10 protein-coding genes are annotated in these 10,816 nt (G+C 62.1%); 8 read left to right on the top strand and 2 right to left on the bottom strand.

Features of this window, described 5'->3' with window-relative positions:
• Positions 1 to 148 precede the first annotated feature (148 nt).
• Entirely contained in the window at positions 149 to 1,171 is a 1,023-nt protein-coding gene (locus ACFX5Q_RS15885; protein WP_404279417.1) for a LacI family DNA-binding transcriptional regulator, read from the top strand.
• On the opposite strand, the gene ACFX5Q_RS15880 is transcribed toward ACFX5Q_RS15885, so the two are convergent.
• Together ACFX5Q_RS15880 and ACFX5Q_RS15875 are read right to left on the bottom strand one after the other, a co-directional pair.
• Positions 1,168 to 2,151: an alpha/beta hydrolase gene (locus ACFX5Q_RS15880; RefSeq protein ID WP_404279415.1), complete on the bottom strand. Its 984-nt coding sequence runs from the start codon at positions 2,149 to 2,151 to the stop codon at positions 1,168 to 1,170. The genes ACFX5Q_RS15885 and ACFX5Q_RS15880 overlap by 4 nt on opposite strands.
• A 13-nt stretch (positions 2,152 to 2,164) precedes the next feature.
• A complete protein-coding gene (locus ACFX5Q_RS15875; RefSeq protein ID WP_404279413.1) occupies positions 2,165 to 3,313 on the bottom strand; it encodes a Gfo/Idh/MocA family protein in 1,149 nt (382 codons plus the stop codon).
• Positions 3,314 to 3,664: 351 nt separating this feature from the next.
• Between ACFX5Q_RS15875 and ACFX5Q_RS15870 the strand changes: the two genes are divergently transcribed.
• The 7 genes from ACFX5Q_RS15870 to ACFX5Q_RS15840 all read left to right on the top strand — a co-directional run.
• Positions 3,665 to 4,465 (top strand): class I fructose-bisphosphate aldolase, encoded by an 801-nt coding sequence (locus tag ACFX5Q_RS15870; protein ID WP_023797149.1) that lies wholly within the window; start codon positions 3,665 to 3,667, stop codon positions 4,463 to 4,465.
• 3 nt (positions 4,466 to 4,468) lie between these two features.
• Positions 4,469 to 5,419, top strand: a complete 951-nt coding sequence (locus ACFX5Q_RS15865) for a PfkB family carbohydrate kinase (protein WP_404279409.1) — start codon at positions 4,469 to 4,471, stop codon at positions 5,417 to 5,419.
• 90 nt (positions 5,420 to 5,509) lie between these two features.
• Positions 5,510 to 6,655 (top strand): ABC transporter ATP-binding protein, encoded by a 1,146-nt coding sequence (locus ACFX5Q_RS15860; protein WP_404279407.1) that lies wholly within the window; start codon positions 5,510 to 5,512, stop codon positions 6,653 to 6,655.
• Positions 6,656 to 6,775: 120 nt separating this feature from the next.
• On the top strand, positions 6,776 to 8,023 hold the full coding sequence (locus tag ACFX5Q_RS15855; RefSeq protein WP_404279405.1) for an ABC transporter substrate-binding protein: 1,248 nt from the start codon (positions 6,776 to 6,778) through the stop codon (positions 8,021 to 8,023).
• 140 nt (positions 8,024 to 8,163) lie between these two features.
• The gene (locus ACFX5Q_RS15850) at positions 8,164 to 9,060 is read left to right on the top strand and encodes a carbohydrate ABC transporter permease (RefSeq protein ID WP_404279403.1); all 897 of its coding nucleotides are present in this window, start codon (positions 8,164 to 8,166) and stop codon (positions 9,058 to 9,060) included.
• 5 nt (positions 9,061 to 9,065) lie between these two features.
• A complete protein-coding gene (locus ACFX5Q_RS15845; RefSeq protein WP_404279401.1) occupies positions 9,066 to 9,908 on the top strand; it encodes a carbohydrate ABC transporter permease in 843 nt (280 codons plus the stop codon).
• Between the two features lie 159 nt (positions 9,909 to 10,067).
• Positions 10,068 to 10,816 (top strand): sugar phosphate isomerase/epimerase (locus ACFX5Q_RS15840; RefSeq protein ID WP_404279399.1); only part of this gene is annotated, 749 nt, incomplete at its 3' end.

Below are 10,816 nucleotides of genomic sequence, written 5' to 3'. Positions count from 1 at the left end.
AATAAATTGACGCGTGGAATAAATTATCGATACGCGTTGAAACTGCTGGAGTTATCTGTAAAATTTCGCCTTGCAGTTGCGAGCCGGCGCACCGTATCTAGGTGCCGGGCAGCGCCAGGGATTGGATGTCCATGACGCGAGGGATTCAATGCCTATGACGCACAAGACGATGGAGGATTTCGCCCGCTCCTGTGGCGTCTCAAGGCCGACATTGTCGAAATATTTCGACGATCCGACCAGCGTCAAGCCGGCGACGCGAAAGCGCATCGAAGAGGCGCTGCGCTCGTCCGACTACCAGCCCAACCTGTTTGCCCGCAATCTGAACCGCAAGCGCACGCGCAGCATCGGCATCATGGTGCCGACGGTGGCCGATCCGTTCTATTCGGAGATGGTCAGCCGCATCGAGCTTCGCCTGCGCGACGAGGGCTACTGGCCGATCGTGATCTCCTCGCACGGCTCGCGCGAGCTTGAAGTGGAGGCGACGCGAACCATCCTGTCGCTGAAGGTCTCCGGTGCGCTGATCGCGCCGCTCGGCCTGCGCTCGGACCGCCGCACGCTGGAGAAGCTGACGCAGGCCATACCCGTCGTCTATTTCGACACCTATCTCGAAGGCGGAACCCCTTTCGTCGGCAACAACAACGCCCAGAGCATCTCGACCATCGTCGAATATCTGTGCCGGTCCGGCGATGCGCCGGTCTATTTCGACATCCCGCATGTCAACCACAATTCGCCGGAACGGCTGGAGAGCTATGTCGGCTCGATGCAGCGGCTCGGGCATGAGCCTGTCGTCATCGGCGACACCGACGACTACACATGGGATTTCGAACGCATCGGCTACGAGCAGACGGAAAAGATGCTCGCCAATGGCGGCCTGCCAGGCAAGACCATCCTGTGCAACAACGACCGTCTCGCTTTCGGCGTGATGGCGGCGGCTTACGCGCGCGGCCTCAAGGTCGGCCGCAAGGGCGATTGCGACCTGCGCGTCGCGGCCCATGACGATCATCCGCTGAGCCGCTACACATGTCCCGGCCTCACCACCATGGCGCAGGATTTTGCCGCCATGGCCGGGCGCAGCGTCGAGACGCTGCTCGCCTTGCTCAACGAGGTTGACACGGCGGTCGCGCCCAAGGTCAGCCTCGACGCGACGCTGGTGATGCGTCAATCCGCTTAGACCTTCCCGAAAGCCGGATCGAAGCCGCGCCATGCGGCAACCGCTTCGGCCACCGCCTGCCGCGCCGCCGGGCCATGGCGGCCCATCGAGACGAAGCCGTGGATCTGCCCTGGCCAGCGGCGCAGCACGACCGGCACGCCGTCCTGTTCGAGACGCCTGGCATAGGCTTCGCCTTCGTCGGCAAGGATGTCGTGACCGGCGAGGGCGATGAAGGCCGGCGGCGCGCCGGCGAGGCTTTCGGCTTTGAGCGGCGAGGCGCGCCAGTCGTCGATGTCGCTGGGATCGCGGACATAATGATCGCGGAACCAGGCCATGGTTGACGCGGTGAGGCCAAGACCTTCGCCGAAGCGACGATAGCTGTCGGCCGTCTGCGCGGCGTCGGTGTTGGGATAGAACAACAATTGCGCGGTCAACGGGATGCGATCGCCCCGCGCGAGAAGAGCGAGCACGGTAGCGAGGTTGCCGCCGGCGCTGTCGCCGGCAACGGCAATGCGCCTTGTGTCGATGCCGAGCTCGCCGGCGGCGTCACGCATAAAGGACAGCACGGCGAGGCAATCCTCGACCGCCGCTGGAAACTTGTGCTCCGGCGCTAGCCGATAGGCGGGCGAGACGACGACGCAGGACGCCATGTTGGCGAACCAGCGGCAGATCTCGTCATGGGAGTCGAGATTGCCGATCACCCAGCCGCCGCCATGCAGATAGAGCAGCGCCGGCGCGTCAGCGGCAGCCGCGCCCTGCCCGCGATAGAGCCTCAGCGTCAACGGGCCGCCGGGTCCGGCGATGGTCCGCTCGCTGACCGAGCCCACCGGCTCGCGCTCGCCCTGCAGGTCCGGAAAACCTTCATCATAGGCACGTCGCGCCTGTTGCGGCGTGCCGGCCTCGAATGGCGGGGCGTCGGCCTGGCGGCCGAGGTCGAGCACATGCCGGGCTTCCGGGTCGAGCGCGGACAGGGACGGCGTTGCCGAGAGGATCGATGTCATTCGAACCTCTGCGTCAGGCAAGCAGGCTTGCCGCTTCGTCCTCGCCAAGCAGCGGCGGCTGGTCGACGGTGCCAACGACGGCAACCGATCCCTGGCTCTCGCCCGAAGCCAGGATGGCTTCCATGATCTCCAGCACATGCAGCGCCAGCTCGCCGGAGGCGCGGGGTTTGCGTCCACTGATCAGAGCGCGCGCAAGATCGGCGACGCCGAGCATGCGGTAATTGGCGCGATCGGGTGCGGCATAGGGCCAGTTGAGTGCGCCGTAGAGCTCGGCCTCGCTGGCGAAATCGGCCCAGTCGGCGCCGCGCGCCGAGAGCGAGACGGTGCCGCCGAACGTGTCGGGATCGGGCAGCCTGAGCGAGCCCTCGGTGCCATGCAGTTCGATCGGATGGTTGGAGTGCTTGAAGACGTCCCAGGAGGCGCCGAAGGTGACGGTGGCGCCGGAGCGGAACTCGAGCAACGACAGGATGTTGGTCGGTGTGCCGACCTTGAAGCTGGTGTTCTTGTAAGGGCCTTCGGCGGTGATCAGCCGCTCCTCCTGGCCGCGCGTCGTCATCGCCATGACGCGCTCGACCGGGCCGAGCAAATTGACCAGCATGGTCAGGTAATAAGGCCCCATGTCGAAGACCGGACCGCCGCCGGGCTGGTAATAGAATTGCGGATTGGGATGCCAGTGCTCCATGCCGCGTCCCATCATGAAGGCAGTGCCGGTCACGGCACGGCCGATGGCGCCCTCGTCCATCAGCCGGCGGGCGCGGCGTCCAGCGGCGCCGAGGAAGGTGTCGGGAGCCGAGCCGAGCAGCAGCCCGCGCTTCGCCGCCTCGGCGACAAGGCGACGGCCGTCGGCGGCCGAGGTCGCCAGCGGCTTTTCGGTGAAGACGTGCTTGCCCGCCGAAAGCGCCGAGAGCGAAATGTCGAAATGCGCCGCCGGTATCGTCAGGTTGAGCACAAGGTCGATGTCGGGATCGGCGAGCAGCGCATCGACGCCGAGCGCGCGGATGCCATATTCGTTGGCGCGGAGGGCGGCCATGTCAGCCGAAATGTCGGCACAGGCTCGCAACTCGACGCCACCGAACAGAGCCGCATTGCGCAGATAGGTCATCGAGATGTTGCCGCAGCCGATGACACCAATGCCGAGTTTCGTCTTTGATTTTCCGTGCATTTTCGATCGTACCTCCCAATGCGGCAATGGTCTCGCTGAACCGTCGCGCCGGCAACGGATCATAGTCGAAAGCCGCTATACAACATTTTAAATCTTGACGCGCGTAAAATTATTATAGAACATGCGAAAATGCTGGCGCGGGAGGCTGCCAGCCCCACGGGAGGAGAAAATGAATGACATGAAAAAACGGCCGACCGCCGATACGAAGCCCGTGGGCCATGCGCGGATTGGATCTTCCGTCGCGGTCAGGGACCGAGACGGGTTCAGGCATGGATCACCTTGGCCCCGGTCATATCTCGGAAACACAGGGTCCAGGATTATGAAATCAAACGATTTGGGAATTTTGCACTCATGAGCCTAGGAACCAAGGTGCGTCTTGCGCGCCTCTTCTCGCATCCATCGGGGAAACTTTTTGGCGGCGCGGTCGACCACTTCGTCGGCTATGGCGACGTGCGCAAAGGCGGCCTTGCCGACCTGCCGGGTGCGCTCGCACGCGTCATGGTGGGCAAACCCGACTACGTCAGCATCCAGCCTGGCACCGCGCGCCATCTGTGGCCGCAATATGCGGGCAAAGCTTCCCTGGTGATTCAGGCGGGCTGCTTCACTCCGGACGATCGCATCAGCGAGTTGATCGCAACGCCCGAGGATGCGGTGCGCGCGGGGGCCGATGCGTTGGCCGTGGCCATTCCGGTGCGCGGCGCGACCGAGGGCAAATACATACGCTGGCTGACCGATTCGGTAAATGCAGCGGCCCGCTACGGCATGCCGGTGGTGGCGCATATCTACCCTCGCGATTTCACCGACGGAGCAAAAATCGTCTTCACCCCCGACGAGATCGCCTATGCGGCGCGCATCGGCTACGAGTCCGGTGTCGACGTGATCAAGATCGGCTACACGGGCGATTTCGAGTCGTTCCGAGAGACCGTCCGGACCTGCCCGGTGCCGGTTGTGATCGCGGGTGGTCCGAAGACCGATACGCTGCTCGGCGCGCTTCAGCAGACGGCGGACGCCATCCGTGCCGGCGCACGCGGTGCCGTTGTAGGCCGCAATCTCTGGGGGCATGGCGATCCGGAGAAGGCAGCGCTTGCCTTTCGGGGCGTCATCCATGACGGCCTTTCGGCGCAAGACGCCCTGGCGAAGGCAGGGGCCTGAACGATGCCCACCGTCCCCTCGATCCTCGGCTTCGGCGCTATTGCGATCGACGACATCGTCTACGTCGATCGGCCGTTGTCGGCGGGCAAGGGGAAGGTTCTGCAAAGTGCCCGCGCTTTCGGGGGAAATGTCGCGACGGCGCTGGCCGCCGTCGTGCGGCTCGGCGGAACCGCCGGGTTCGTCGGATGGCTGGGCAGTGCCGCGGACGACGCCGTGCTGCGCGATCTCGTTGCGAGCGGTGTTGAAACCGCATTCGCACCGGGCCATCCCGACGCGCGCCCGGTGCGCTCGCGGATCACCGTCGGCTCGGACGGGGAACGGTTCATCGCGTATGACGACGATGCGATGCTGGGCACCGCTCCGGACTTTCCGGACGATATCCTCAGCCGCGCGACCGTCCTGATCGTCGATAGCTACGCGATCCGGTCGCTGGATGTCGTGGCTCGGGCTCGCGATCTCGGCCTTGCGATCCTCGGCGATATCGAATGGAGCAACGGCCCAGCCACGGAGCGGCTGATCGCGCTCTGCGACCATCTCATTCTTCCACTCGGCTTTGCGCGGACTGCCACGGGGTGCCGATCGCCCGCCGAGATGCTCGATGCATTGTGGTTGCCGTCGCGGTCGGCCGTGGTTCTGACCGATGGAGGCAGGGGCGTGTACTATCGCGGGTGTGAAGAGACAGGTCTCTGGCACCTGCCCCCGCACCGCGTTGTGGTCGTCGACTCGACCGGCGCGGGTGACTGCTTTCATGGCGCCTATGCCCATGCATTGACGCGCGGAGCCGACACCGCAGGCCGGGTGGCATTCGCCGCCGCGGCGGCGGCCCTTTCGATAACGGGGCGTGGCGGGCGCGAGGCGCTTCCGACCGACGACCAGGTCACGGAACTCCTGGCATCGACGAACGCGCCGTCAGCAGTCGAACTGAGAAAAGCGCATGTCGATACTGGAACATAGCCTGAAACTATCCGATGAAATATTTCACAGGTGAAGATAAGCCGAAGAGAACTATAAAAGTCATTGGCTTATACTTGTGGAGGGAGGAATATGGCAGAAGTCATTCTTGAGAATATCTGCAAAACCTACGGGAACAATTTTCGCGCAATCGACCAATTGAACCTATCGGTCGAGGACGGCGAGTTCTTGATTCTCGTCGGGCCCTCCGGCTGCGGCAAATCCACCGCGTTGCGAATGATCGCGGGATTGGAGGACATCACCAGCGGCAGCCTTCGGATCGGCGGAGTCGACGTCGTCGACATGCCGCCCAAGGACCGCGACATCGCGATGGTCTTCCAGAGCTACGCGCTCTACCCGCATATGACGGTGTTCGAAAACATCGCCTTTTCGATGCGGCTGGCAGGCAAGTCGAAGGCCGAGCGCAAGAAGCGCGTGGACGAGATCGCCAAAACCCTTCAGCTGACGTCTTTGCTGGACAGCAAACCCGCGAACCTTTCAGGCGGACAGCGTCAACGGGTTGCCATGGGCCGCGCCATGGTGCGCGAGCCGGCCGCCTTTCTCATGGACGAACCCCTTTCCAATCTGGATGCGAAACTGCGTGTTCAAATGCGCGCCGAAATCACCAGCCTCCAAAAGCAGCTCGGCGTAACGACCATATACGTGACCCACGACCAAATCGAAGCGATGACGATGGGGGACAGGGTCGCGGTGTTGAAAGGCGGCGTGCTGCAGCAGGTCGACACGCCCAAGAGACTCTATGAATCGCCGGTGAATGCCTTCGTTGCCGGCTTTATCGGCTCTCCTTCGATGAACCTTTTCGAGGCGACCCTGACGGGCGACGAACTGATGTCCGGCACCTTCGCCATCCGGCTGCAGGATGCAGCCTTCGTGCGCAGGCCGGGCTTGAGGTCGTATGCGGGGCGCAAGGTCGTGTTCGGCATACGACCGGAGGATCTTTATGACAGCAGCCTCGAATCCGGTCGCAAGTATCAGACGATACCCGCAAAGGTAACTTCGATCGAAGAACTCGGCTCTGAACATGTTGTTCACCTGAACATCGACGCGGTCCGGGTGGACTCCGGCGATCCGGACGCGGTGGACGATTTTGGCCTGGCATCGAACGCGGTGGCGAGATTCGAGCCGCTCAGCGCCGTCCACTCCGGCTCGGATATCCGGGTGGCCGTGGATGATGCCAAGTTCCATTTCTTCGATCCCGAGACGCATCTGGCGATCTGAATATCTGCGGCAGACCGCAGGCGAGAGCGAGGCGCCTGCGAAAGATACTCGCAAGAAGGCTTCTGAATAAACCAGACGATCGTCCGCATTGTGCGGTCGATCTTAAAGAAGGAGGAGAAAATGACGTTTCGGATACAACCCGCGATGCTGAAAATAGCCGCGGCCGCATGGTTGCTTGGCGCAACCAGCGCCATGGCGGACACGGCGCTGGAATTCACCCAATGGTGGGAGCCCGAATTGCCGGCCGGCTCGCTTAGGGCAATCATGAACGACTTCGAGGCTGCAAACCCCGGAATCAAGGTGACGCTGGTCAGCGGCCCCTATGCGACCACGCGCGACCAGATCTCGGTTGGTGCTGCAACTGGAACGCTTAGCGACGTCGTCGGTCTCGACGGCGCTTGGGTGAACAATCTGAACGCGCAGAATGCGCTGGCCGACATGAACCCGATGATGGATGCGAGCGGGTTCGACAAGACCCAGGTCGCGGATATCATCAAGGTGGACGGCAAGGCGGTGATGTTTCCCGTGGCTTCGTTCGTCTATCCGGTCTTCGTGAATATGGACCTCGCTGCCCAGGCCGGCGTAACCAAGCTGCCGTCGACCCGCGCGGAGTTTCTCGAAGCCGCCAAGAAGATGACCCATGTCGACAAGAACCAGTATGGCTGGGTGCTTCCCTTGTCGCTGCAAACGCCGTCCGGTGTCCAGAACGACCTGATGTCGTGGGTCTGGGCCTCGGGTCAATCGATGATGGCCGACGGCAAGCCGGCTCTCGAGGGCAAGCCGGTCGTCGATATGCTCACCTTCGTCAAATCGCTGAACGACGCCGGCGTCATCTCGCCCGGCATTGCCACCAAGACCGAGCAGGAAAAGGTCGAGGAATTCGTCAACAACCGGGTCGGGATGATGATCGACTCGCTCGCGCATGTGAACCTCATCCGCGAACGCAATCCCAAGCTGAACTTCGACCTCATCCCGGTCCCGGTCGTGGAGAACTACAACGGCAAGCGCGGCCTTCCCTACGCCTCCTGGGGCATCGGCATCTCTGCGGCCTCGAAACATCGGGAAGAGGCCTGGAAGCTCGTCCAATATCTGATGAGTGAAAAGGTGAACGCCAAGCTCGTGTCGCTTGCAAACGCCTTCCCGGGCAACGTCAACGCCAAGCCCGATTTCGTGACCTCGGACAAGGCTTTCGGCAAGGCTTTCGAAATCTACAAGACCGGTTATCTCGCCAACGAGTTCACCGGTCTGCCGGTGGCTGAAGACCTGATGACCAAGTTCGACGTGGAAGCCCAGAAGATGCTCGCCGGCGAGCAGTCTCCGGAACAAGCCGCAGCCAACGCTCAAAAGGGCTGGATAGAGAAATTCTGAGCGGCCTGTTCCCCGTTTACTATCTTCCACCGGGTGGCCTGACCTCGGGCAGGCCACCCGTCAACAACGGATCGGCAATTTGAGATGGACCTGTTTCCGAAGCGCACCTTCCTGTTGAAGGCGTATCCCAAGGTTGGCACATGACCCGGCAGAAGCGCCCCCACCATAAACTGAAACGAGCGGTCGCACCCTATCTCTATCTGTCACCCTCGCTCCTCATAATCGGCCTTCTGATGCTGCTGCCGATGGTGACGGTGATTGGCTATTCGTTCCAGAACAGCGCGGTGCTGCGTCGCGACCCGTCCTTTGCCGGACTGAAACACTACCAGGCGATCTTTGCCGATCCGGTGTTCTGGGCCTCGCTGTGGCACACGCTCTACTTCACATGCATGAGTGTCGTCTTCCACATGACCATCGGCATGGTCTTCGCACTCATGCTGAACAGCGACCGCATCAATCCGACGCTGCGCAATATTCTGCGCGTGCTCTACATACTGCCTTGGCTGTTCACCGCGGTGATTATCGCCGTGATCTGGCGCCTCCTGCTCGAGCCGAACGGTGTCGTGAACAGCGTTCTCATGCAGATGGGCATCATCGGTTCCAAGGTCGAGTGGTTTTCCTCGCCCGAGACCGCGCTGCACGCCGTCACCTTCGCCAATATCTGGGCGGGCTACCCGCTTTTCATGGTCAGCCTGCTCGCAGGCTTGCAGGGCATTCCCAAGGATTTCTACGAGGCCGCCGATATCGACGGGGCGAAGGCCTACCAGAAGCTGATCTTCATCACCATCCCGCAGCTGATGCCGATCATCATCAGCATCTCGCTGCTCGACTTCATCTGGACCATGCAGGTCTTTCCATTGATCTGGATAACGACGGGCGGCGGTCCGATCTACTCGACCGAGGTCCTCAGCACCTACACGTACAAGCTGGCGTTCTCGAGCTACAACCTGTCGCAGGCGTCGGCGAGTGCCGTGGTCATCCTGCTGATCTCTCTCGGCCTGACGCTGTTCTACATCCGCTATCAAAAGGCTCGGTAGTCACCATGAGGAAAAGGCACACGCCGAAAGACAGGCTGATCACCGTCGCGCACCATGTCGCGCTTGCCGCAGGGCTCTTTTTCGCGGCCTTCCCGATCTACTGGATGCTGAGCAGCTCGTTCAAGTCGAATACCGAAATCTTTGCCCTGCCACCAACCGTCCTGCCGAAGGCCTTCACGCTCGAGGCGTATGCGGCCATCCTTGGCGACCCGGTAAAGCTGCGCTTCTTCTTCAACAGCTACTTCGTGGCCGGAGCGGTGACCGTGCTGACGGTGCTGATCGCCTTGCTGGCGGCCTATGGGTTCAGCCGTTTCAATTTCCGCGGCAAGGGCAGCCTCAACACACTCATCATCAGCACGCAGACGATCCCGCCGATCACGCTTTTGATCCCCTTCTTCGGGCTTGTCGTCTCGTATGGCATCTTCGACACCTACGTCGCACTGATCCTGACTTACCTGGTGTTTACGCTGCCCTACGCGATCCTGCTGATGACGGGATATCTGAACACCTTGCCCCGCGATCTCGATGAAGCGGTGGCGGTCGACGGCGGCACCAGCTGGACCGCACTCTGGCGGGTGATCGTCCCGATTTCACTGCCTGGTATCGTGGCGACGTCGGTCTACACCTTCCTGTTGTGCTGGAACGAATTTCTCTTTGCGCTGACGCTGACGAAGTCAACGTCCATGCGCACCGTCCCGATCGGCATTCAGCTGTTGATGGGGCAGCACGCCTTCGAATGGAACCAGATGATGGCAATGAGCGTGCTCGGCTCGCTACCGCTCTTACTCATCTACCTCCTTGCCCAGAGGTTCTTCCTCGCCGGCATGACTGCGGGCTCGGTCAAGTAGGATGTCCCTCCCACGGAGAACTGATGGGGTAGGCCGCGCATCGAAATCGATGGATTGGACCTTCTCTGCTGGCAGGCGATATCGCCGCGGCCTCGGGTGCTGTTCTTCCAGCGCCACATCCTCGAAGGGCCTACGCAGGTGGAATCAAGGAATGAAAGGATGAACGTGAAAGACCTCAAAGTCGGCTGCCAGACCTTCACCTGGGAAATGCTCGGAGACCGTTTTGCCGGCGGCCCCGACGACCTGCTCAAAGCGATCGCCGATGGCGGCTATGCCGGCATCGAGATCACCGACGCGATGATCGGCCGCTATGCCGGCAAACCGGCGGAGTTCGCGACCGCGCTGAAGACATCCGGCCTGACGCTGGTCTCCTTCGCCTTCGGTTCGAATAGCGGCTTCACACTCAAGGAGAAGATCGGCGCCGATCTCGAGACCGCCGGGCGCTGGATCGATTTTGCCGCCGCCTTTCCGGGCGCGCTGGTGTCCATGGGCTCGGCGACCGTCGTGTCGGACGGTCCGCGCGACGACAAGTTCGCCATTGCGGCCGAGGTCTACAACAAGGCTGGTGAACTCGGCCGCAAGGCCGGCGTCGATGGATTGGACCTTCTCTGCTGGCAGGCGATATCGCCGCGGCCTCGGGTGCTGTTCTTCCAGCGCCACATCCTCGAAGGGCCTACGCAGGTGGAATCAAGGAATGAAAGGATGAACGTGAAAGACCTCAAAGTCGGCTGCCAGACCTTCACCTGGGAAATGCTCGGAGACCGTTTTGCCGGCGGCCCCGACGACCTGCTCAAAGCGATCGCCGATGGCGGCTATGCCGGCATCGAGATCACCGACGCGATGATCGGCCGCTATGCCGGCAAACCGGCGGAGTTCGCGACCGCGCTGAAGACATCCGGCCTGACGCT

This window comes from Mesorhizobium sp. IMUNJ 23033 (genome assembly GCF_044778005.1).
Taxonomy (GTDB): domain Bacteria; phylum Pseudomonadota; class Alphaproteobacteria; order Rhizobiales; family Rhizobiaceae; genus Mesorhizobium; species Mesorhizobium amorphae_A.
Note: the sequence above shows the minus strand (reverse complement) of the source record. Positions and strands in the feature narration are given on the sequence as shown.

Bases quoted from the DNA above. Each gene is read 5' to 3' on its own strand.
- ACFX5Q_RS15870 (WP_023797149.1), top strand. From the start codon at position 3,665: ATGAGCCTAGGAACCAAGGTGCGTCTTGCGCGCCTCTTCTCGCATCCA.
- ACFX5Q_RS15880 (WP_404279415.1), bottom strand. From the start codon at position 2,151: ATGACATCGATCCTCTCGGCAACGCCGTCCCTGTCCGCGCTCGACCCG.
- ACFX5Q_RS15850 (WP_404279403.1), top strand. From the start codon at position 8,164: ATGACCCGGCAGAAGCGCCCCCACCATAAACTGAAACGAGCGGTCGCA.
- ACFX5Q_RS15875 (WP_404279413.1), bottom strand. From the start codon at position 3,313: ATGCACGGAAAATCAAAGACGAAACTCGGCATTGGTGTCATCGGCTGC.
- ACFX5Q_RS15885 (WP_404279417.1), top strand. From the start codon at position 149: ATGCCTATGACGCACAAGACGATGGAGGATTTCGCCCGCTCCTGTGGC.
- ACFX5Q_RS15845 (WP_404279401.1), top strand. From the start codon at position 9,066: ATGAGGAAAAGGCACACGCCGAAAGACAGGCTGATCACCGTCGCGCAC.
- ACFX5Q_RS15865 (WP_404279409.1), top strand. From the start codon at position 4,469: ATGCCCACCGTCCCCTCGATCCTCGGCTTCGGCGCTATTGCGATCGAC.
- ACFX5Q_RS15860 (WP_404279407.1), top strand. From the start codon at position 5,510: ATGGCAGAAGTCATTCTTGAGAATATCTGCAAAACCTACGGGAACAAT.
- ACFX5Q_RS15855 (WP_404279405.1), top strand. From the start codon at position 6,776: ATGACGTTTCGGATACAACCCGCGATGCTGAAAATAGCCGCGGCCGCA.